This window comes from Xanthomonas sp. DAR 34887 (genome assembly GCF_041245805.1).
GTDB lineage: Bacteria > Pseudomonadota > Gammaproteobacteria > Xanthomonadales > Xanthomonadaceae > Xanthomonas_A > Xanthomonas_A tesorieronis.
Genome location: NZ_CP162490.1, coordinates 2,235,806 through 2,257,255 on the forward strand (window position 1 = coordinate 2,235,806; position 21,450 = coordinate 2,257,255).

Annotated in this window: 18 protein-coding genes; 9 read left to right on the forward strand and 9 right to left on the reverse strand. The window is 69.8% G+C overall.

The genetic code is table 11. From position 1 onward, the window contains the following. Window positions 1-335: 335 nt before the first annotated feature. Window positions 336-833, reverse strand: a complete 498-nt coding sequence (locus tag AB3X08_RS09510; protein WP_369937861.1) for a barstar family protein — start codon at window positions 831-833, stop codon at window positions 336-338. Next, complete coding sequence (locus AB3X08_RS09515; protein ID WP_369937863.1) at window positions 830-1,303, reverse strand: ribonuclease domain-containing protein; 474 nt, start codon at window positions 1,301-1,303, stop codon at window positions 830-832. The genes AB3X08_RS09510 and AB3X08_RS09515 overlap by 4 nt, the downstream gene beginning before the upstream one ends. A gap of 332 nt (window positions 1,304-1,635) precedes the next feature. On the opposite strand from AB3X08_RS09515, the gene AB3X08_RS09520 reads away from it, so the two are divergent. Beyond that, on the forward strand, window positions 1,636-2,247 hold the full coding sequence (locus AB3X08_RS09520) for a superoxide dismutase (RefSeq protein ID WP_369937865.1): 612 nt from the start codon (window positions 1,636-1,638) through the stop codon (window positions 2,245-2,247). A gap of 60 nt (window positions 2,248-2,307) precedes the next feature. Here AB3X08_RS09520 and AB3X08_RS09525 read toward each other — a convergent pair whose 3' ends face one another. Both AB3X08_RS09525 and AB3X08_RS09530 read right to left on the reverse strand, forming a co-directional pair. Then, on the reverse strand, window positions 2,308-2,796 hold the full coding sequence (locus AB3X08_RS09525; RefSeq protein ID WP_369937866.1) for a helix-turn-helix domain-containing protein: 489 nt from the start codon (window positions 2,794-2,796) through the stop codon (window positions 2,308-2,310). Window positions 2,797-2,939: 143 nt separating this feature from the next. Continuing rightward, the gene (locus AB3X08_RS09530) at window positions 2,940-3,338 is read right to left on the reverse strand and encodes a hypothetical protein (protein WP_369974768.1); all 399 of its coding nucleotides are present in this window, start codon (window positions 3,336-3,338) and stop codon (window positions 2,940-2,942) included. A gap of 183 nt (window positions 3,339-3,521) precedes the next feature. Here AB3X08_RS09530 and AB3X08_RS09535 point away from each other — a divergent pair, with 183 nt between their 5' ends. Both AB3X08_RS09535 and AB3X08_RS09540 read left to right on the forward strand, forming a co-directional pair. Then, the gene (locus AB3X08_RS09535) at window positions 3,522-6,521 is read left to right on the forward strand and encodes a sensor histidine kinase (RefSeq protein WP_369937869.1); all 3,000 of its coding nucleotides are present in this window, start codon (window positions 3,522-3,524) and stop codon (window positions 6,519-6,521) included. A 97-nt stretch (window positions 6,522-6,618) separates the two neighbouring features. Continuing rightward, entirely contained in the window at window positions 6,619-7,185 is a 567-nt protein-coding gene (locus AB3X08_RS09540; protein ID WP_369938500.1) for a response regulator, read from the forward strand. Between the two features lie 24 nt (window positions 7,186-7,209). Here AB3X08_RS09540 and AB3X08_RS09545 read toward each other — a convergent pair whose 3' ends face one another. From AB3X08_RS09545 to AB3X08_RS09555, 3 genes are all read right to left on the reverse strand, one after another. Next, window positions 7,210-8,124, reverse strand: a complete 915-nt coding sequence (locus AB3X08_RS09545; RefSeq protein ID WP_369937870.1) for an endonuclease/exonuclease/phosphatase family protein — start codon at window positions 8,122-8,124, stop codon at window positions 7,210-7,212. 64 nt (window positions 8,125-8,188) lie between these two features. Then, window positions 8,189-11,188: a glycoside hydrolase family 3 C-terminal domain-containing protein gene (locus AB3X08_RS09550; RefSeq protein ID WP_369937872.1), complete on the reverse strand. Its 3,000-nt coding sequence runs from the start codon at window positions 11,186-11,188 to the stop codon at window positions 8,189-8,191. A gap of 79 nt (window positions 11,189-11,267) precedes the next feature. Beyond that, the gene (locus AB3X08_RS09555; protein WP_369937874.1) at window positions 11,268-13,040 is read right to left on the reverse strand and encodes a M14 family metallopeptidase; all 1,773 of its coding nucleotides are present in this window, start codon (window positions 13,038-13,040) and stop codon (window positions 11,268-11,270) included. A gap of 179 nt (window positions 13,041-13,219) precedes the next feature. Here AB3X08_RS09555 and AB3X08_RS09560 point away from each other — a divergent pair, with 179 nt between their 5' ends. Continuing rightward, window positions 13,220-14,776 carry an oligopeptide:H+ symporter gene (locus AB3X08_RS09560; protein ID WP_369937876.1) on the forward strand — a complete coding sequence of 519 codons (1,557 nt, stop codon included), beginning with the start codon at window positions 13,220-13,222 and terminating at the stop codon, window positions 14,774-14,776. Window positions 14,777-14,785: 9 nt separating this feature from the next. Then, on the forward strand, window positions 14,786-15,421 hold the full coding sequence (locus AB3X08_RS09565; RefSeq protein WP_369937877.1) for a rhomboid family intramembrane serine protease: 636 nt from the start codon (window positions 14,786-14,788) through the stop codon (window positions 15,419-15,421). A 185-nt stretch (window positions 15,422-15,606) separates the two neighbouring features. On the opposite strand, the gene AB3X08_RS09570 is transcribed toward AB3X08_RS09565, so the two are convergent. Further along, the gene (locus AB3X08_RS09570; protein ID WP_369937879.1) at window positions 15,607-15,807 is read right to left on the reverse strand and encodes a hypothetical protein; all 201 of its coding nucleotides are present in this window, start codon (window positions 15,805-15,807) and stop codon (window positions 15,607-15,609) included. Window positions 15,808-16,106: 299 nt separating this feature from the next. Here AB3X08_RS09570 and AB3X08_RS09575 point away from each other — a divergent pair, with 299 nt between their 5' ends. The 4 genes from AB3X08_RS09575 (at window position 16,107) to AB3X08_RS09590 (ending at window position 19,031) form a co-directional block, all read left to right on the forward strand. Then, the gene (locus tag AB3X08_RS09575; RefSeq protein WP_369937881.1) at window positions 16,107-16,394 is read left to right on the forward strand and encodes a GNAT family N-acetyltransferase; all 288 of its coding nucleotides are present in this window, start codon (window positions 16,107-16,109) and stop codon (window positions 16,392-16,394) included. A gap of 98 nt (window positions 16,395-16,492) precedes the next feature. Continuing rightward, window positions 16,493-17,326, forward strand: a complete 834-nt coding sequence (locus AB3X08_RS09580; protein ID WP_369938501.1) for a DUF3298 and DUF4163 domain-containing protein — start codon at window positions 16,493-16,495, stop codon at window positions 17,324-17,326. Window positions 17,327-17,336: 10 nt separating this feature from the next. Beyond that, a complete protein-coding gene (gene cfa / locus AB3X08_RS09585) occupies window positions 17,337-18,455 on the forward strand; it encodes a cyclopropane fatty acyl phospholipid synthase (protein ID WP_369937882.1) in 1,119 nt (372 codons plus the stop codon). A 78-nt stretch (window positions 18,456-18,533) separates the two neighbouring features. Further along, window positions 18,534-19,031, forward strand: coding sequence for a MarR family winged helix-turn-helix transcriptional regulator (locus AB3X08_RS09590; protein WP_369938502.1), 498 nt, complete (start codon window positions 18,534-18,536; stop codon window positions 19,029-19,031). A gap of 111 nt (window positions 19,032-19,142) precedes the next feature. Here the strand turns inward: AB3X08_RS09590 and AB3X08_RS09595 are convergent, their stop codons facing one another. Further along, the gene (locus tag AB3X08_RS09595; protein ID WP_369937884.1) at window positions 19,143-21,344 is read right to left on the reverse strand and encodes a M3 family metallopeptidase; all 2,202 of its coding nucleotides are present in this window, start codon (window positions 21,342-21,344) and stop codon (window positions 19,143-19,145) included. Window positions 21,345-21,450 lie beyond the last annotated feature (106 nt).

The window sequence follows — 21,450 nt, forward strand, 5'->3', positions numbered from 1 at the left end:
AAGCGCCCTGAAGTTGCTCCCACAGGGAGCTCGCGCCGAGTTGGGCAGGTGCACTGTGGGAGGGATTTCTGACTCGACCCGATTCGGTTGCAGCGACTTCGCCATTTCGTTTGTCGCGGCTGAAGCCGCTCCTACAAAGGCGCGCGGCCAGTGCGCCGGGTGCACTGTGGGAGGGACTTCAGTCCCGACGCGACCCTGTCGGGGCGACTTCGCCAGCGCGTTTGTCGCGGCTGAAGCCGCTCCTACAAAAGCTCGTGGCCGGCGCGTCTGGTTTGCCCCGGGGGACTGCAGTGGCGAAGAGGCGCCAGTCGCGCAATTGCGCTGCCGGCCTTGGCTCAGCGCGAAGCGGCTTGCTGTCCGTCGTTTCGATCCAAATCTTCGCGCTGGCCGTCGTGCTCATCGTATTCGGCCTCGTCACCGGTCAGCAGACCGACGAAGGCGACGAAGACGATGCCGTCCTGGGCCCATTCCTTGGCCACGTCGTCGAGCAGTTCCAGCAGCACGTCGAACTCCTTCTTCGCCACCGACTGCAGCTCGGCCGCGTCTTCCAGCAGCAGCGCATAGCCGCCCTTGGCCGGCAGCCACGACAGGTCGCGCAGGCCGTCCATCAATGCATCCCAGTTGCGGCCAAAGCCGATGGGGAAGTCCAGCTGCGCGGCCAGCCGCATCAGCAGCATCGGCTTGCTGCTGCAGCCTTGCAGGTCGATCCGGCACAGCCGCAGGCCCGCATCGCGGCCGAGCGCGGCGATGCTGTCCAGGTCGCCGTTGGCGACGCGGTAGACGCCCGAGGCGGCCGGCTCGGCGAGATTCAGGGAAAAATTGAAGGTTTTCATGGCGACGGCCTCCCGGAGGCGATGCTGAAACTGCGGAAACTGGCGTAGTGGTCGTCGCTGTAGTACCAGACGTCCGGCGGGGTGCCGCCGGTGACGATGCGCCGCGTCCCGCGGTGCTCCAGCCCCGGCGTGTCGACGGTGTATTCGCGATAGTAGCCGCGCGGGCGTGACGGCAGCCGGTTTTCGCGGTTGCCGAACACGCTGCCGTCCTGGCGGTGCGGGAATGGGCCGCCGCGCTGGATCAGGGCGATGGTGGTGCGCGCTTCGGGCGGCAGGAACGCCGGCAACGTGGCGTCCGCGCTCGCGGCCGGGGCAGCCGGCGGCTGCGCCGGTGCAGGCGCGGACAGCGGAGCGGGATTGGTGAGCGAGGGCGCGAACTGCGGATGCGGCGGTTGCTGCAATGCGCGGATGCCCCACAACCCGGCGGCGAGCAGCACGATCGCGGCGATCAGTAAGACGGGCTTGCGCATCGGGGAAAGCTCCAGCGAGAACGGCGGCGCCGCGCTCCGGCGCAGCAACGGCACAGTATGGGCGAGCGTGGCTGTTCGTGCTCTTAACCACGCGCAAGCAATGCCGGCCCGGCATCGCAGCGGCGCTGCGGGCGCTGCTGCAACACGCGATTCACATTCGACTAACCGGGTGCTGGCGCATGGTAGCCGCCGATCCGCGGCGTCGGCCGCCGCCGCCGCTGCGCGATGGGACGATGTTTCCCCAACGCCGGTCTTGGTATGGTCGCCGGTCGTCCCTACCATTCATCACGCAACGTCCGTCCTTCCGGCGGGCGAAAGTCCAGGAGAACCACATGGCCTACACCCTCCCCAAGCTGCCTTACGCCTACGACGCGCTGGAACCGCACATCGATGCGCAGACGATGGAAATCCATCACACCAAGCATCACCAGACCTACATCAACAACGTCAATGCCGCGCTGGAAGGCACCGAGTACGCCGACCTGCCGGTCGAGACGCTGGTGTCCAAGCTGAAGTCGCTGCCGGAGAACCTGCAGGGCCCGGTGCGCAACAACGGCGGCGGCCATGCCAATCATTCCCTGTTCTGGACGGTGATGGCGCCCAACGCCGGCGGCACGCCGGTCGGCGACGTCGCCAAGGCGATCGACAGCGAGCTGGGCGGTTTCGACAAGTTCAAGGAAGCCTTCACCAAGGCCGCGCTGACCCGTTTCGGAAGCGGCTGGGCGTGGCTGAGCGTGACCCCGGACAAGAAGATCGTGGTCGAAAGCACCGCCAACCAGGACAGCCCGCTGTTCGAGGGCAACACCCCGATCCTGGGCCTGGACGTGTGGGAGCACGCCTACTACCTGAAGTACCAGAACCGCCGCCCGGATTACATCGGCGCGTTCTTCAACGTGGTGGACTGGAACGAAGTCGAGCGCCGCTATCACGCCGCGATCGCCTGATCGCGCCAACAGCGCCGTTGATCGGAAGGCCGGGTTCGCCCGGCCTTTCGTTTTGTGCGCTCAGGCGGCCGGCAGGCACAGCCTGGCGGCGCCGGACACGCGCTCGGCGTCGTTGTCCGATACCGCGCCCGGCCTATCGGCGCCGGCGCTGTCGCGGTTGTGCCGCGCATACCAGCCCGGGGTCGCGCCGGTGACGCGGCGGAAGCTGTTGACGAAATGGCTCTGGTCGAAGAAGCCGAGTTCGTAGGCCACGGTGCTGACCGAGTGGCGTCCGCTCAGCAGCAGTTGCCGGGCGCGTTCGATGCGCCGCTGCAGCAGGTACTGCATCGGGCTGTGGCCGGTGCTCAGGCGGAACATGCGCGCGAAGTGGTAGCGACTGACGCAGGCGGCGTTGGCGATGTCGGCCAGGCCGATGCGCTCGGCCAGATGGTGGTCGATGTAGCGCTGGGCGCGGGCCAGTGCGCACGGGCGCAGGCCTTTGCCGGCGGCGCCGGCGGGCGGGCGATCGGTGGCGGTGGAGCGCGGGGCGGAAGCGTGGGGGTGGGGCATGGCGTGTCTCCTGGGAAGCGCCGGAAACGCATGCGCGCGATCTCGGCTGGCGCCTGCGGCATGCGCGTGGATGCATTTCCGGGACCTGTCCATGCTGCTGCCGGCGTCGCAGCGCGGCCACCCCATTCCGGCAGAGCGGATGCTCACCCGTTCGGGGGATTCCGTTGCGTGGGCTTGCCCGGTTCGCGCGGCAACACCAGCAGGCGCCGGCCGAAACAGCGCGCGTCGAGCGAATAGGCGCCGGGCCCGAGCAGCGCCAATGCCAGCGCCGGCAGCACGGCCAGCAGCGCGCTGCCGGCCGCGGTCGTGCCCTGCCACAACGCCAGCGCCGGCACGGCGCAGGCCAGCGCGGCGGCGAGCGGAGTAAGCGCGCCGGCCACCGTCAGCAATGCCAGCGTCAGTGCCGCCCAATGCCAGTGCGGCGGCGCTGCCCAGGCACCGCTGGCGGTGGACGGCCACAGGCTCAGCGCCACGAACAGGCGCAGGGCCAGCAGCCCGAGTCCGGCGCTGCCGCCTGGGAACATGGAGTAAAGTCGTTGCATGGCCCTCAGGCTAAGGCCGGCGCAGCACGCCGGCCTAGCCGTATTCGGGGCAGCGCAACATCCCTCGATCGGGGTGTTGGCGGGTTCGGCGCAGCCGCCGAAAATCCGGTTTTTTCCTTTTTGCGAGCGAGAGAAAGCGCAGTGCGAAGTCTGCGAAGACGGCTTTGGGCGGGTGCCGTGCTGGTGCTCGGCCTGGCTTTCGCGGCGACGCCAGTCGCGGCCACGCCGGCGCCGTTGCGGCCCACGCCGCTGCACAACACCGCTTGGCGGGTGGAGCAGGGCGCGCCGGCGGACGTATGGGCGCTGGCGCAGTCGGGCGACGGCTATCTGTGGATGGCCACCGGCTTCGGCCTGTACCGCTTCGATGGCGAGCGCTTCGAGCGCCGCGAGCCGGCGCAGGGCGCGCACCTGCTGTCGCAGAACGTGACCGCGCTGACCGTGCTGCCGGACGGGCGCATGTGGCTGGGCTATTTCGATGGCGGTGCCAGCCTGCTGCAAGGCGACCGGGTGCAGAACTACGGCGCGGCCGAGGGCTTCCCGGCCGGACCGGTGGCGCGGCTGGACACGGACGGGCAGGGCGCGCTGTGGGCGGCGACCTGGGCCGGGCTGGCGCGCTTCGATGGCCGCCGTTGGCAGCATATCGGTGCCGACTGGGGATATCCGTCCGCGCGCGCCGACTGGTTGCTGCGCGACCGCCGCGGCGTGCTGTGGGTGAGCAGCGGCGACAGCGTGCTGCGGCTGCGCCCGGGCGCGCGCCGCTTCGAGCCGACCGGCATCGCCACCATGCTGTACGCGGTGCTGGCGGAAAGCCCGGACGGCCGCATCTGGTTGTCGGACCGGCGCGGCGGCACCCGTGTCATCGCCGCGGCCGACGGCACCCTGCTGCCGGCGGCGGCGCAGGTCGCCGCGCCGGCGCTGCGCGGCCTGGCGGCACGGCGCATGGGCTTCACCCGCGACGGCAGCCTGTGGCTGTCCGACTTCGATGCGCGTGGCGCAGTGCGGGTGGTGCTGGACGATCCGCAGGCGCCGCGGGTGGAGCGGTTCCGCCGCAGCGACGGGCTGGCTTCGGACTACGCCGCGCCGGTACTGGAGGACAAGGAAGGCAATGTCTGGGTCGGCAGCACGCTTGGGTTGAATCGCTACCGCCAACGCAACGTGATGGCGCTGCCAGGCCAGCCGGGCGCGCAGGCCGGCGAGGTCGAAGTGCATGCGCAGCCCGACGGCAGCGTGCTGGTTTCCGATCCGCAGGGCATGTTCCGCGCCGACCGCGCCGCGGCCGAGCGGCTGCTGCGCGGCGCGCCGCTGGCGCAGGAATATGCGCGGCTGCACGACAGCGGCTGGGTGCTCGGCGCCGACGCCATCGAGCGCCTGCGCCACGGACGCCGCGAGACGGTCGCGTTGCCGGCCGGGTTCGCGCCGCGGCAGGCGCGCGCGTTCCTGTCCGACCGCGCGGGCGATGCCTGGGTCGCGGTCGCCGAGCACGGCGTGTTCCGCTACCGCGACGGGCAGTGGGCGCGGCAGGCGCAGCTGCCGCTGGCGACCTGCACCGCGATCGCCGAGGACGCGCAGGGCCGCTACTGGTTCGGCTACGCCTCCGGCGAGGTGCGCCAGTTGCAGGGCGAACGGGTGCGCACGTTCGCGGCCGGCGAGGGCGTGCAGGTCGGACGGATCAATACCATCCATGCCGGCGCCGGCGCACTGCTGGTGGCTGGCGAACTGGGCATCGCGCAATGGCAGGGCGCGCGTTTCGCGACGCTGCCGCCGTCGCGCGCGCCGGGCTTGCGCGGCATCACCGGCATCGCCGAGAGCGAGGACGGCGAGCTGTGGCTCAACGGCGCGGTGGGCGTGACGCGGATCGGCCGGCGCCAGCTCGACGCGGCGCTCGGCGCCGCCGCGGCGACGCTGCAACCGGCCTACTACGGTGCCGCCGACGGCTTGCCCGGCCTGGCGGTGCAGGCCAGCCGCAGCGGCACTGCGGCGCGCGACGGCGACGGCCTGGTCTGGCTGGCCACCAGCCAGGGCCTGGCCTGGATCGACACCCGGCGCCTGTGGCGCAACCCATGGCCGCCGCAGGTGTTCGTGCGTGCGTTGTTCGGCAACGAGCGGCCGATGCCGCTGGACGCGCCGCCGCTGCTGCCCAAGGGCACCACGCGGGTGCAGATCGCCTACACCGCGACCAGCCTGACCTCGCCAGAACGCATGCGCTTCCGCTTCCGCCTGGATGGCGTGGACGACACCTGGCGCGAGGCCGGCGCGCGCCGCGAGGCGTTCTACACCAATCTGCGCCCCGGGCAGTATCGCTTCCGGGTGATCGCCGCCAACAATGACGGGGTCTGGAACACGCGCGGCGCCACGCTGCGCTTCCGCATCGCGCCGCGCTTCGTGCAGACCCCTGCGTTCTGGCTGCTGTGCGCGCTGGCGCTGATCCTGGCGTTGTCGGCGCTCTATCTTCTGCGCATGCACCAATTGGCCACGCGGCTGCGACTGCGGCTGGAGGAGCGCTACCAGGAGCGCGAACGCATCGCCCGCGAGCTGCACGACACCTTGCTGCAGGGCTACCAGGGACTGATCCTGCGCACCCACGCGGCGTTGGGCACGTTGCCGGCCGAGGCGCCATTGCGGCGCGAACTGGAGAGCACGCTGGATCGCGCCGAACAGGCGCTGGAGCAGGGCCGTGACCGGGTCGAGGGCCTGCGCGCCAGCGCCGGCAACACGCCCTCGCTGCCGACCGCCTTCGCCGACATGCTCGAGGAACTGGGCGCGCAATCGCAGGTGCAGCGGCGGGTGCTGGTCGAAGGCGCGCCGCGGCCGCTGCAGCCGCTGGTCGCCGACGAGCTGTACCAACTCGGCCGCGAGGCGCTGCTCAATGCGTTCCGGCATGCGCAGGCGAGCAGCATCGAGGTCGAGATCGCCTACGGCCGCGATGCGCTGCGGCTGCGCTTGCGCGACGATGGCCGCGGCATCGAGCCGCAGGTGCTGGCCGCCGGCGGCCGCGCCGGGCATTGGGGACTGACCGGCATGCAGGAGCGCGCGCGGCGCATCGAGGCGCGGCTGGACGTGTGGTCGCGGCCGGGCATGGGCACCGAACTCAATCTGCGCCTGCCGGCGCGTCGCGCCTACCGCGAACTGGTGCGAAACCGGCTATGGTGCCGCCTGCGCCGGTGGCTGCCGGGAACCAAATGAAGTGAGCGACTGAAGTGAGCGAGCCGAAGTGAACGAGGTGCCGTCCGTGCCGATCCGCATCCTCGTCGTCGACGACCATCCGCTGCTGCGCGAGGGCATGGCCGCGGTGCTGGCCGCGCAGCCGGATCTGCAGGTGGTCGGCGAGGCCGCCGACGGCCTGCAGGCGCTGCAGGCCTATCGCACGCTGCGTCCGGACCTGGTGCTGCTGGACCTGCAGTTGCCCGGCCTCGGCGGCATCGAGGTGATCGTCGCCTTGCGCAAGGAATTCCCGCAGGCGCGGATCGTGGTGGTCACCGCCTCGCGCGGCGACGTGCAGGCGGTGCGTGCGCTGGAAGCCGGCGCCAGCGGCTATCTGCTCAAGAGCGGGCTGCGCCGCGAACTGGTCGAGACGGTGCGCGCGGTGCACCAGGGCCGGCGCCAGGTGCAGGCCGAAGTGGCCGCGGGAATCGCCGAACACCTGCTCGGCGACAGCCTGTCGGCGCGCGAGATCCAGGTGTTGCAGAGCGTGGCCGCGGGCAACTCCAACAAGGCCATCGCCGCGCTGCTGTCGATCGCCGAGGAGACGGTCAAGGCGCACATGAAGAACATCCTGTGCAAGCTCGGCGCGCGCGATCGCACCCACGCGGTGGCGATCGCGGTCAAGCGCGGCATCATCGAACTGTAGAACGGCGCGCGCCGCAGCGCGCGCTCAGGGCACCGGCAACGGCGGCACCGCGTCTGCCGGCGGCGGATCCAGCGGCTGCAGCGCCACCAGCAGGCCGCGCGGGTCGGTGCCACGCGCGGCGCCCGGCGTGCGCTGCAGAACTCGCGCGCTGCGCAGCGGACGGAAGCGGTCGCGTTCGAAGAACACATGGTCGGCCTGCGCGGCCAGCGCGAACAGGTGCGGATCCAGGCCGTTGCGCGCGGCATCGCCGCCTGCGCCGCGCAGGCGCGCGTCGCTGTCGCCGAAGCGCGCGGCCAGCGGTGCCAGGTCCGGCGCGTCGGCGGCGGCGTAGAAACCGCCGGCCAGCAGCGAGGGCACGCCCTCGGCGGTGGCGTCGATCCATGCCATCAGGTCGTCGGCCTGTTCGCGGCGGCTGGCGCCACCGTCGCGCTCGGCATGCAGGCGGGTGAAGTACAGGTTCACCGGTTGCCCGTGCAGGTCCACGCGCACCAGGCCCGCCACGCTGTAGTCCTCGAACGGATGCAGCAGCGTCTCCGCTTCCTCCAGGACCGGCAGCCGGGTCAGCAGCGCATTGCCGCGGCGTTGCGGCCGGCTCGGCGGATCGGGGCTGATGAAGTGGCAGTGGTAGCCGAGCTGCGCGGCCAGCCACTGCGCCTGGTTCGGCAACTCGGGGGTCTGCAGCACTTCCTGCAGCGCGATCGCATCGGGTTGCAGCCGTTGCAGCGTATCGACCAGACGCACGCGGCGCGCGGGCCAGTCGTTGCGGTCCTGTTCGAGATTGAGGCTGACCACGCTGAGCGTGGCCGCAGGCGCCGGCGGCACCGATGGCGCCACCGGCAGGCCGGCGGGCAGCGCTTGCGCGCCCGCATGCGTCACCAGGGCCAGCAGCAGCCAGCCGAGGCGATGCCGTCGTCGTGGGGTCGCGGTCGTGCGCGTCATGCGCCGGATGCTAGGGCGTACGGCTTCAGCGCCGCGTGTACGCAGACACGCGGCGCTGCAGTTTCTAGCGCGGCAGCACGCTTTCCTGTAGACGCAACGGCACGCTGGCCGCGGCCTGCGTCGCCGAGCGGCCCAGCACCAGTTCGTAGTCGCCAGCGGCGATGCGCCACTGGCGCTGCGCCGGGTCGTAGTCGGCCAGGGTCTTGGGTTCGGCGACGATGCTGACGCGGCGGGTTTCGCCGGGCTTGAGCGTGAGCTTGTCCCAGCCGACCAAGCGGATCGGCGTGTGGTGGCCCTGCGGCAGGCGCAGGTACAGCTGCGGGACGTCGGCGCCTTCGCGTTCGCCGCTGTTGCGCACGTCGAAGCTGGCGATCACGGTGCTGCCGTCCACCTGCACGCTCAGATTGGCGTAGTCGAAGCGGGTGTAGGACAGGCCGTGGCCGAACGCGTACAGCGGCTCCAGGCCGCGCGCGGCGAACCAGCGGTAGCCGACGTTGGCGCCTTCGATGGCGTAGTCGACATTGCTGCCGGCCGGCTGCGCGGGCTTGAAGCCCAGTCCCGGAATCGACGGCCGCGGCAGCTGCGCCATGTCGCGCAGCCAGGTCACCGGCAGGCGCCCGGACGGATTGGCATCGCCCAGCAGCAGCCGCGCCAGGCCTTCGCCGCCGCGGATGCCCGGGTACCACGCTTCCAGCACTGCCGGTACCTGCTGCAGCCACGGCATCGCCACCGGGCCGTTGGTTTCCAGCACCACCACCGTGCGCGGATTGGCCTTGGCCATCGCCGCGATCAGCGCGTCCTGCCTGCCGGGCAGTTTGATGTCGGGCAGGTCCACCGATTCGGCCGACCACTGCGTGGCGAACACGATCACCGCTTCGGCGCCGCGCGCCAGCTTGGCCGCGGCGGCCACGTCGTCGCCGCTGGCGTAGTCGATCTGCGCATCCGGCAGGGCCTTGCGCAACGCCTGCAGCGGCGAGGACGGATGGAACATCACCGGGCCCGGCCAGGTGGTCGGGGCCAGCCCCGGTACCGCGTTGCCGCCGTTGACGGTGTAGCCGACCATCGACGAGCCGCCGCCGCCGATCACGCCCTTGTCGGCGTGCCCGCCGATCACCGCGATGCGCCGCAGCGTGCGCGGCAACGGCAGCGTGTCGCGCTCGTTGCGCAGCAGCACCGTGCCTTCCTCGACCACCTTCTGCACCGCGTCGCCGCCGGCGGCGTCGTCGATCGGCTGCCGCTGCGGCGGATGGTCGAAACTGCCGGTGGCGATGAACGCGCGCAGGATGCGCCGCACCATGTCGTCCAGGCGCGCCTGCGGCACCGTGCCGCCGGCCACCGCCAGGCGCAGCGGCTGGTCGAAGTACACCGCCTTGTCGAACACTTCGCCTGCCGATTGCTGGTCCAGGCCGGCCAGCGCCGCCTTGGAGCCGCTGTGCACGCCGCCCCAGTCGGACATTACGTAGCCGGGGAATTTCCATTCCTGCTTCAGCACTTTGTTGAGCAGGTAGTCGTGCTCGCAGCCGTAGATGCCGTTGATGCGGTTGTAGGAGCACATCACCGAACCGGGCTCGCCGATCTGCAGCGCCAGCTCGAACGCCAGCAGGTCCGATTCGTGCATGGCCTGCTCGCCGATGTCGGCGCTGTGGGTGTTGCGCCCGGTCTCCAGGTCGTTCATCGCGAAGTGCTTCATCGTCGACACCACGCGCTGGCTCTGCACGCCGCGGATCGACTCGCCGACCATCACCCCGGCCAGCAGCGGATCTTCGCCGGCGTATTCGAAGTTGCGGCCGTTGCGCGGATCGCGCTGCAGGTTGACGCTGCCGGCCAGCAGCACGTTGAAGCCCTGCTGCCACGCTTCGCGGCCCATCGTCGCGCCGCCTGCGAAGGCCAGGTCGCGGTTCCAGGTGGCGGCGGTGGCCGGGCCGGACGGCAGCGCGGTGGCGTGGTCGCCAGGGCGCACGTTGCCCGGATTGGTCACGCCAACGCCGGCATCGGCCAGCTGCTGCGCGGCGATGCCCAGGCGTTCGATCGCCGGCACGAAGCCGGCCGAGCCGAGCGCGCCCGGCGGCAGCGGGCCGCCGTCCTTGCCCAGGCCGAAGTAGCTGTGCAGCATCTGGAACTTCTCGTCCTGGGTCATCGCCTGCACCAGCAACGCGGCGCGGCGGTCCGGCGCCAGCGCGCGATCGGTCCACGGGCGCTGCGCGTCGGCGCTGGCGCTGGGCGCCAGACGCAAGGTGCTGACCAGGCCGAAATGGTCCGAGGCCCACACGCCGTTGGCGTCGGGCTTCTGGAACAGGATGCGGCTGCTCACCGGCACGAAGCGCTCGCGCTGGAAGAACACGTGGTCGATGCGCCTGGGCGGATTGAACTTCGGGTTCAAGGTGCTGTCGGCGCGGCGATCCTTGGCGCCGTGCAGGCGGCCGTAGCTGTCGTCGTAACCGGCGCGCAGCGCGGCCAATTCCGGCGCGTCGGCGCTGGCGTTGAAGTCGCCGGCCAGCAGCGACGGCGCGCCGTCCGAGGTCTTGTCGACCCAGGCCAGCAGGTCCTGCAACTGGCGCTCGCGCAGCGCGCCGCCGGCCTCGGTCCAGTGCAGGTGGGTGACGTAGAGATTGACCGCGCGGCCGTCCACGTCCAGGCGCAGGCGTCCGGCGGTGCGGCTGTCGTCGAGCGGGTTCAGGCGGATCTGTTCGCGCGCCAGGATCGGGCGCCGGGTCAGCAGCGCGTTGCCGTAGCGCTGCGCGGCGCCGGGCGGGTCGATGCTGGTGAAGTACCAGTCGTAGCCGAGCTGCTCGGCCAGCCATTGCGCCTGGTTCGGCAGTTTGTCGTGCTGCAGCACTTCTTCCAGCGCGATCGCGTCCGGGCGCAGTTCGCGCAGGGTCTGCACGATCTGGGTGCGCCGACTCGGCCAGTCGAGCTTGTCGTGATACAGGTTCAGCGTGACCACGCTGAGCGTCGGAGTGTCCTGGTCGGTCGCGGGTGCAGGCGCAGGTGCAGGTGCAGGCGCGGCGAAGGCCGGCCAGGCCAGCGCGAGCGCCAGGCAAAGGAATCCTGAAAACGTTTTCATAGCGGGGCGTGAGGCCTCTCTAGCAGCGAAGGGATTGCGCATCGGGGGGAGTCGGGGGGAGGGGAGAACCGGTGAAGCGCTAGGAGGGCGCTTCGTCGCTACGCAGCACCGGATACAGCCGGTACTGCGCATCCCAGGAGGAATGGCGGCGGTGGAAGAATTCCAGCCGCGCATGCGGATCCTTGGCGAAGTCGGCGTCGTGCTCGAGCTTGCTCTCGAATTCGGCCTTCAGTGCCGGATCGCTGGCCAGCATCTGCCGCGCCACGTCTTCGGCGACGTAGTCTTCCATGTATTCGGTGCGTTCGAAGGCGCTGTTGAACTCGCCCCATTGCAGCAGCGAGTCCGGTGCCTGCGGTTCCAGCAACGCCATCAGCAGCCGCGCCTTGGGCTGGGCGATCGGCACGAACAGGGCGCCTGCGCCCACGGCGCGCGTTTCCGGTGTCCAGGCGCCCTGCACGGTGAGCCGCTGGTGGCCTTCGGACGAGCGCGCGGCAAAGCTGGCGTCGTCGGCGCGGAACGTCTGTACCGGCAGCGTGGCGGCGTGGTCCAGGGTGCGGAAGGCGATGCCGTGCTGGCGCAGCTTGGCACCGACCAATGTCGCCTGCGCGGCCGGCACCAGATAGCCGGCGCGCGGTGCCGCGACTTCGACGCTGGGCACGATGTGATCGCGCAGCGGCACCCGCCAGACTTGCGGAGTGCGCTCGTCGTAGCGGGTCATCAGCGCGCCGGACACCGGCGACAGCGTGCGGGTATAGGCGTAGCCGCGGAAATCCACCAGCCGCGACTGGTCGGTGGTGCGGTAGTCCAGCGCCAGCGTCTTCCCGCCCAGCTGCTGCGCGCGCGCGTCGGCGGCCAGCGCGTCGGCGCGCCAGCGGCTGCCGTTGCGCGCCACCTGCTGCAGCACCGAGACGATGGTGTTGCGGGTGATGCGCACGCGTTGCGGATAGGGCTTCCACGAATGCGTTTCCACCAGCATGCCGAAGCGGTTGCGCAGCTGGAAATAGCCGTGCGAGAAGCGCGGCGTGGCCACGCCGTCCTCGAAGCCGGAGGCCGGATCGTCGTTGACCACGAACGAGGGGTAGTAGGGCAGCGGCAGCGAGCCCTGCCGCTTCAGGTCGGCGAGCACGCCGTCGCGCAGGCGCAGGCCGTCGCCGCGCAGTGCGGCGTCGCCGGCGTGCAGCGGTTCCACCTGCACCGACACGTCGTGCTCGAACTGCGCGCCGTCGGTGACGTGCAGATCCACGTACAGCAGCGGATCCCACTGTTCGACCAGGCGCAGCATCGCTTGCATCTCCGGCGCGTCGGCCTTGACGTAGTCGCGGTTGAGGTTGAGGTTCTGCGCGGTGGTGCGCCAGCCCATCTGCTCCGGGCCGCGCTGGTTGGGCCGGTTCCAGGCGCCGAAGCGCTCGTGGCCATCGACGTTGAACACCGGCACGAACAGCCACACCTGCTTGTCCAGCGCGCCGCGCGCGGCCTGGCCGTCGAGCAGCTGGCGCAGCGCCAGGAAGCCGGCGTCCTTGCCGTCGATCTCGCCGGCGTGGATGCCGCCCTGGATCAGCACCACCGGCAGCTTGCGCGCCCGCGCCGCGTCGGCATCGAGCGCGCCGGAAGTGGACACGGCCAGCGCCTTCATCGGCCGGCCCTCGGGCGTGGTGCCGAAGTCGAAACAGCGCACCGCCTGCGGATAGCGTTGCGCGAAGGCATCGCACAGGGCGATGGTCTCGGCATAGCGTCCGGTGCGCACGAAGCCGCTGCGCTCGGCCTCGGTGGACAGGCCCGCATCGCTGGCCAGCAATGGCATGCTGCACAGCAGCATCGACAGCAGGAGGGGGACCAGCCAGGGTCGGATCATTGCGGCACCGTCGCGGGAGAGGCCCCCATGATGCGTGCAGCGCGCCGATTGCGAAAGCACCTGCGTGCCGCCGCGGCCGCTGCGGGCGGTTCGATTCGCCCGGAACGATCGGGTAACCTTCTGAAAATTTTGCCTGGACCACGGCCTGTGACGAGCGAACGAGCGACGAGGAATTGCGGATGAGTGCGGCGAACGCAGACGCCGGCGCGCGGATGCCGCGGCAGATCCCGTACATCATCGGCAACGAGGCCTGCGAGCGTTTCAGCTTCTACGGCATGCGCAACATTCTGGTGCAGTTCCTGATCACCTCGTTGCTGCTACAGGAAGTGACCGCGCCCGGCCGCGAGGCCGAGGCCAAGCACGTCATGCACAGCTTCATGGTCGGCGTGTATTTCTTCCCGCTGCTCGGCGGCTGGCTGGCCGACCGCTTCTTCGGCAAGTACACCACCATCCTGTGGTTCAGCCTGATCTATTGCGCGGGCCACGCCTGCCTGGCGCTGTTCGAGGGCAGCCGCGAGGGCTTCTTCGTCGGCCTGGGGCTGATCGCGCTGGGCGCCGGCGGCATCAAGCCGCTGGTGGCTTCGTTCATGGGCGACCAGTTCGATCAGTCCAACAAACATCTGGCCAAGGTGGTGTTCGACGCCTTCTACTGGATCATCAACTTCGGCTCGCTGTTCGCCTCGCTGCTGATCCCGCTGGCGCTGAAGAACCTGGGCCCGGCCTGGGCGTTCGGCATTCCCGGCCTGCTGATGTTCGTGGCCACGCTGGTGTTCTGGGCCGGCCGCCACCGCTACGTGCGCGTGCCGCTGCCGCCGAAGGATCCGCACGGCTTCGCCCAGGTGGTGCGCAGTGCGCTGTTGTCGCACGCGCCGGGGCAGGGGCGTCCCGGCCTGGCGCTGGCCGCGATCGCGGTGCTGCTGGCGCTGGCCAGCTTCGCGCTGCTGCCGACCCTGGGCATCGTGATCTGCCTGTGCCTGGCGCTGGTGCTGCTGCTCGCAGGCATCGGCGGCGGTACCTGGTGGCAGCTGGAGCGCGCCCGCGCAGAGCATCCGGACGCGGCGGTGGACGGCGTGCGCGCGGTGCTGCGGGTGCTGGTGGTGTTCGCGCTGGCGACGCCGTTCTTCTCGCTGTTCGACCAGAAGGCCTCGACCTGGGTGCTGCAGGGCCAGCAGATGCAGATGCCCGACTGGTTCAGCGCCTCGCAGATGCAGGCGCTGAATCCGGCGCTGGTGATGCTGCTGATCCCGTTCAACAACCTGGTGCTGTATCCGCTGCTGCGCCGCGGCGGCTACGAGCCGACCGCGCTGCGGCGGATGACCGCCGGCATCGCCTTCAGCGGCCTGGCCTGGATCGTGGTCGGCACGCTGCAGGTGGCCATGGACGGCGGCGATGCGCTGTCGATCGCCTGGCAGATCCTGCCGTACGCGCTGCTGACCTTCGGCGAGGTGCTGGTGTCGGCGACCGGCCTGGAGTTCGCCTACAGCCAGGCGCCGCAATCGATGAAGGGCGTGGTGATGAGCTTCTGGAACCTGACCACCACGGTCGGCAACCTGTGGGTGCTGCTGTCCAATGCGGCGGTGCGCAACGACACCGTCACCGCGCACATCGGCAGTACCGGGCTCAGCGAAGCCGCGTTCCTGATGTTCTTCTTCGCCGCCTTCGCCTGCGTCGCCGCGCTGTTGTTCGGGCTGTACGCGCGCCGTTACCGCATGGTCGACCATTACCGCACCGTCTGAGGCCCCCGCATGCCGTCCGTCACCCCCGTCAACCTGATCCTGATCGTGCTCACCGTGCTGGTGTCGTGGGCGGCGTTCAACAACCGCAAGCTGCTCGACCGCTTGATCCTGTGGCCGCCGGCGATCGACCGGCACAAGCAGTACGACCGGCTGGTGACCCACGGCTTCATCCACGCCGATTTCCCGCATCTGCTGTTCAACATGATCACGCTGTATTTCTTCGGCGGCCCGATCGAGCGGCTGATGGAGCGGCTGACCGGCAGCATGCTGACCTATCCGCTGTTCTACCTGGCGGCGCTGGTGGTGGCGATCCTGCCCAGCTACCTGAAGAACCAGAAGAACCCGAACTACTTCAGCCTGGGCGCCTCGGGCGCGGTCTCGGCGGTGCTGTTCGCCTACATCCTTCTGGCGCCGTGGACCGGGATCTATTTCTTCTTCATTCCGATCCCGATCCCGGCGATCCTGTATGCGGTGTTCTACGTGGGCTACAGCATCTGGATGGACCGCCGCGGCGGCGACAACATCAACCACAGCGCGCACCTGGCCGGTGCCGCGTTCGGGGTGATGTTCCTGCTGATCATGGAGCCGTCGGTGCTGCAGCACTTCCTCGACCAGCTGGCGCAGCCGCGCTTCGGTCGCGGCTGACGCCCGCGCGGATCGGCGAACGCCGACGGCGAGGCCGTCGCTCCAGCCGGGTGTGCGAGGCACAGCTGCGGCCGAAAACGAAATCCGGCCGCCAGCGGGCGGTGTGCGCTGCGGCCGGCTGCTCGAATCGCCCGGCATGCAACGCTTTGGCGGCCCGCGTCGCGGGCCGCAGCGTGAGGCCGGGCTCAGGCGGCCTGCTGGCCGCGCAATTGCACGTTGGCGCTGCCGACGGCGGCGTGTTCGTAGGTTTCCTTCAGCCGGTCGTAGACCTCGCTGTTGAGCTGGTCGAATTCCCAGCCCTGGGTGTGGCCGCTGACCACCAGTTGGTACAGCCCTTCCAGCAACGACGCATCGTGGTCGCCATGGATCTGTTCGTTGTCGCTCATGCGCATCGCCCCTGTTCGATTACACCGTGATGGATTTCGCAAGTCCCGTGCCAGATGCCCACGGTGGTATGCGCTAGGTAGCGGCCGCATGCGGCAGGACTTTAGAGTCCATCTCCGGTTCGCCCAGCGACTGCGGGCGTCGTCCCGCTCCATGCGCCGCGATGTGGTCGACCGCCGGTCCGGCCCAGGCCGGAAGTGACGCAACGCGTCGGCTGCGGGTGACGCGGCGCGGCGCGCGGCTTCACATCGTCGCCGCGCGCACGCGACCAGACTGCGCATTCCGTCGCATGAGCCAGGCCATGAGCGCAGCGCCCCTCCCACCGATCGAGCACGATTCGCAGCGAAAGCGCTTTGCGCTGCAGCTGGACGGCCATGAGGCCGAACTGGACTATCTGCTGCAGGACGGCCGCCTGGTCATCACCCATACCGGTGTGCCGACCGCGATCGGCGGCCGTGGGGTGGCGGCCCGGCTGGTGACCGCGGCGCTGGAGCATGCGCGGGCGCAGGGATGGAAGGTGGTGCCGGCATGTTCGTACGCGGCGGTGTTCATGCAGCGCCATCCCGCCTACGCCGACCTGCTCGGCTGAGTGCGCACGACGCGGCGACGGCGCGATAATTCGTCATCACACACACGCAAGACGCAGGGGAAACGGACGTGAGGCACAGGGTACAGACGGGGCGGAACATTCCATGTCCATGGCGGTGGACGGCGCTGGCATTGGCGGCGACCTTGGCCGTGGCAGGGTGCAAGCGCGAGGCGGCGCCGGCCGCGGAATCGACGCCCGCGCCGGCTCCGGCACCCGCCGCCGCGGCGGCGCCCGCGGCGCCGGCCCCGATGGAACTGAAGGACGTGATCGAGCACAGCCCGAGCTACGTGGTCGGCATCACCTTCCCGCCGGCGCTCAACCGCTACCCGGGTCTGGCCGAGGTGGTCGGCCGCTACGCGCAGGCCGCGCGCGGCGAGCTGATGGAAGCGGTCGGCGGCCTCGGCAACGATCGCCCCAGCGCGCCCTACGAATTGTCGCTGCAATTCGAGATGCTGCTGGAACGGCCGGACCTGGTCGCGGTGGCGGCCGACGGCAGCCGCTATACCGGCGGCGCGCATGGCGAGCCGCTGGTGGCGCGCTTCGTGTGGCTGCCGCAGCAGCAGCGCATGCTGACCGCCGAGACGCTGATTCCCGATCCCAAGGGCTGGGCGCAGGTGGCCGACTACGTCGCCACGCAGCTGCGCCAGGCGGTGCAGGCGCGGGTGGATGCCGAGCAGTTGCCGCCAGAGGACCACGACGAACAGGTCCGCAGCGCTGACAAGATGATCGCCGAAGGCACCGAGCCGCAAGCGGAGAACTTCAGCCAGTTCCAGCCCCTGGTCGACGCCGCCGGCAAGATCGTGGCGTTGCGGTTCGTGTTCCCGCCGTATCAGGTGGGACCGTATTCCGATGGCACGCAGTCGGTGGACGTCCCGGCCAGCGTGTTGCGCGGGTTGGTGGCGCCGGAATACGCGGAGCTGTTCGCAGCCTAGCGGGTGCGGCATGGCCGGGCCGCTGCAGCGCCGTGTCGTCGACCTGCTCGCCAGTGCCGACGTGCGCGTAGGCGGCACGCGCGCCCACGACATCGCGGTGCACGACCCGCGTTTCTATGCGCGGGTGCTGGCGCAGGGATCGCTGGGCCTGGGCGAAAGCTACATGGACGGCTGGTGGGACGCGCCGGCGCTGGACCAGACCCTGGCGCGGCTGATCGATGCCCGGCTCGAGCAACGCGTGCACGGCATTGCCGACCTGGCCTACGCGGTACGCGCGCGCCTGTTCAACCTGCAGCGCGGGCGCCGCAGCTACGAAGTCGGGCGCCGCCATTACGACCTGGGCAACGACCTGTACCGGGCGATGCTCGGCCGCCGCCTGGTCTACAGCTGCGGCTATTGGGCCAACGCTGCCGATCTGGACGCGGCGCAGCAGGCCAAGCTGGACCTGGTCTGCCGCAAGCTGCACCTGCGCCCGGGCATGCGCGTGCTGGACATCGGCTGCGGCTGGGGCGAGGCGCTGAAGTTCGCCGCCGAGCGCTACGGCGTGGCCGGCGTCGGCGTCACCGTGTCGCGGGAACAGGCCGATTACGCGCGGCAGCTGTGCCGCGGCCTGCCGATCGAGATCCGTCTGCAGGACTACCGCGCGCTGGACGAGCGTTTCGACGCGATCTTCTCGATCGGCATGTTCGAGCACGTCGGCGACAAGAACTATCGCAGCTATTTCGCGCGGGTACGGCAGTGCCTGCATCCGCAGGGGCTGTTCCTGCTGCATACCATCGGCAGCAACGTGTCGCGGCACCGGACCGATCCGTGGATCGCGCGCTACATCTTTCCCAACTCGATGCTGCCGTCGGCCGCGCAGATCGCCGCGGCGCTGGAAGGCCGCTTCGTCTGCGAGGACTGGCACAATTTCGGCGCCGACTACGCGCGCACGCTGCAGGCCTGGCGCGACAACGTCGAGGCCGCCTGGCCGGGACTGGATGCGCAGCGCTACGACCTGCGTTTCCGCCGCATGTGGCGCTTCTATCTGGCCGGGTCGATGGCCACCTTCCGCTGCCGCCGCGCGCAGCTGTGGCAGCTGCTGCTGTCGCCCGAAGGTGTACGCGGGGGATACCGCGCACCGCGTTGAGCGACGCCGGATGGTTGCCGTTGCACAACAGCCGGTAGCATGGGCGGCACCAACCCCCGACGTGCGATTGCATCCCCCATGGGAAGTTTCGACCAGACCGAGCGGCGCGTAGCCTTCACCTGCGAGCGCTATCCTGCCTTCCCCCGCGAACCGGCGGTGCTGGTCAGGCTCGTCAAACACCTCTACAAGCGCGTCCACGCCAATGCCTGCGTGCTGCTCAAGGCGCACGGGATCAGTCCGCCGGAATACGAGATCCTGATGATGCTGTACGGCACGCCGGGGCAGTGCATCACCCCGACCGAAGTGGCCGAGGCGGCGAGCGAGAAGCCTGCGAACATCACCCGCCTCACCGACAACCTGTGCAGCAAGGGCCTGCTGTTGCGCTCGGCCAGCCCCGAGGACCGGCGCAAGATCACCTTGACCCTGCAGCCGGCCGGGATCGCGCTGATCGACCGCATGCTGCCGCAGGTGTGCACGTTTCTGGAGGAGGAAACCGCCGGCCTGGACGAGGCCGAGCAAGTGCAGCTGGAGACGTTGCTCAAGAAGATGCTGGCCGGGATCGACCGGGCCGCCTGACCGCGCCACTTCTGCATCCACGCTTGCCGCCGAACGCCGGGCAGCAAGCGCCCTAAACGACGACGCCGCCCGGCAATGCGGGCGGCGTCGGGGTCGGCATGGCGTCGGAGGTCAGTCCTTGCCGGCCGGCGTCTGCGGCAAGGCGCCGTCGCCGCCGCCCGGGGTCAGGCCGCGCTTTTCCAGCAACGGCTCGATCTGCGGCGCGTGCCCGGCGAAGTCCTGGAACAGCTGCATCGCATCGACGCTGCCGCCGCGCGAGAGCAGGGTCTGGCGGAAGCGGTCGCCGTTGGCGCGGCTGAGCCCGCCATGCTGCTTGAACCACTGCTGGGTGTTGGCGTCCAGCACCTCGGACCAGATGTAGGCGTAGTAGCCGGCCGCATAGCCGCCCATGATGTGGCTGAAATAGGGCGTGCGGTAGCGCGGCGGCACCGGCGCGTAGGCGATGCCGTCGGCGGCCAGCGCCTTGGCCTCGAAGTCCATCACCCCCGATGCCGGCGGCACCTGGTCGGCGCCGAGCTGGTGCCAGCGCTGGTCGAGCATCGCCGCGCCCAGGTATTCGGTGGTGGCGAAGCCCTGGTTGAACTTGGCCGCGGCCACCACCTTGTCCAGCAAGGCCTGCGGCATCGGCGCGCCGCTCTGGTAGTGCTTGGCGTAGTGCTTGAGGATGGCCGGGTTGTCCGCCCACATCTCGTTGACCTGCGACGGGAACTCGACGAAATCGCGCGGCACGCTGGTGCCGGAGAAGTACGGATACTTCACGTCGGAGAACATGCCGTGCAGCGCATGGCCGAACTCGTGGAACGCGGTGGTGACCTCGTCCCAGGTCAGCAGCGTCGGCTGGCCGGCCGGCGGCTTGGGAATGTTGAGGTGGTTGGCGACCACCGGCTTGTAGCCGGTCAGCGCCGACTGCGACACGTAGGAGTTCATCCACGCGCCGCCGCGCTTGGATTCGCGCGCGTACATGTCGGCGATGAAGATCGCCAGCTGCTTGCCGTCGGCATCGAACACGTCGTAGACCAGCAGGTCGTCGCGGTAGGTCGGCAGGTCGGTGCGCTGCTTGAAGGTCAGCCCGTACTCCTGGTTGGCGGCGTAGAACACGCCGTTCTCCAGCACGTTCTTCAGTTCGAAGTAGGGCTTGAGCTGGGATTCGTCGAAGTCGTACTTGGCCTGGCGCACCTTCTCGGTGTAGTAGGCCCAGTCCCAAGCTTCGAGCTTGAAGCTCGGCTTGCCGGCGGCCTTCTGTTCCTTGTCGATCATCGCCTGCAGGTCGGCGGCCTCGCGCTTGGCGTTGGCGACCGCGGCCGGCGCCAGCTTGCCGAGCATCGCATTGACCGCTTCCGGAGTCTTGGCGGTCTGGTCTTCCAGCGAGTAGGCGGCGTGGTTCGGATAGCCCAGCAGCTTGGCGCGTTCGGCGCGCAGGCTCATGATCCGCGACACCAGCGCGGTGTTGTCGTACTTGCCGCCGTGGCTGCCGCGCGACACCGAGGCTTCGTAGATCTTCTGCCGCAGCGCGCGGTCCTTGAGCTGGGTCAGCGGCGGCTGGCCGGTGGTGTTGAGCAGCGCGATCACGTACTTGCCGTCGAGCTTGCGCGCCTTGGCCGCCTCGGCGGCCGCGGCGATCTGTTCGTCGGACAGGCCGTCGAGCTGCTTGACGTCGTCCACCACCACCGCGGCGGCATTCACTTCGGCCAGCACGTTCTGGCTGAATTGTGTGCCGAGCTTGGCCAGTTCGGCATTCATCGCCTTGAGCTTGGTCTTGTCGGCATCGCCGAGCTTGGCGCCGTCGCGCACGAAATCGCTGTAGTACTTCTCGACCAGGCGCACGCCCTGCGCGTCCAGGCCGAGCTGCTGGCGGGTGTCGTACAGCGTCTGGATGCGCGCGAACAGCTTGGGATTGAGCGAGATCGTATCGCGGTGCGCGGCGAACTTGCCCGAGTACTCGGCCTGCAGCTGCTTGCGCGCATCGTTGGTGTCGGCGCCGACCAGGTTGAAGAACACCGTGGTCGCGCGGTCCAGCACCTGGCCGCTCTTCTCCATCGCCACAATGGTGTTGTCGAACGTCGGCTTTGCCTTCTGGTTGGCGATCGCCTCCACTTCCTTCAGCTGCTGCGCCATGCCGGCGTCGAAGGCCGGGGCGAAATCGCTGTCCTTGATCCGGTCGAACTGCGGGTAGTGCAGCGGCAGCGGACTTTCGGCGAAGAACGGATTGGCCTGCATGGCCGCTTGCGAAGCGGCGGGCGTGGCGGCGTTGGCGTAGGCGGGCATGGCGAGTCCGAGCGTGGCGGCGAGCGCGAGGGCGAGGCGGGTGGTCATCAAGCGGTATCCAGCGATAAGGTCGGACCATGCAGGCTACCCCACTGCGGCGCGTGCGACCCGTGACTAAAGCCATGGGCACTGTGCCGCAGCGCAGCACATGCTG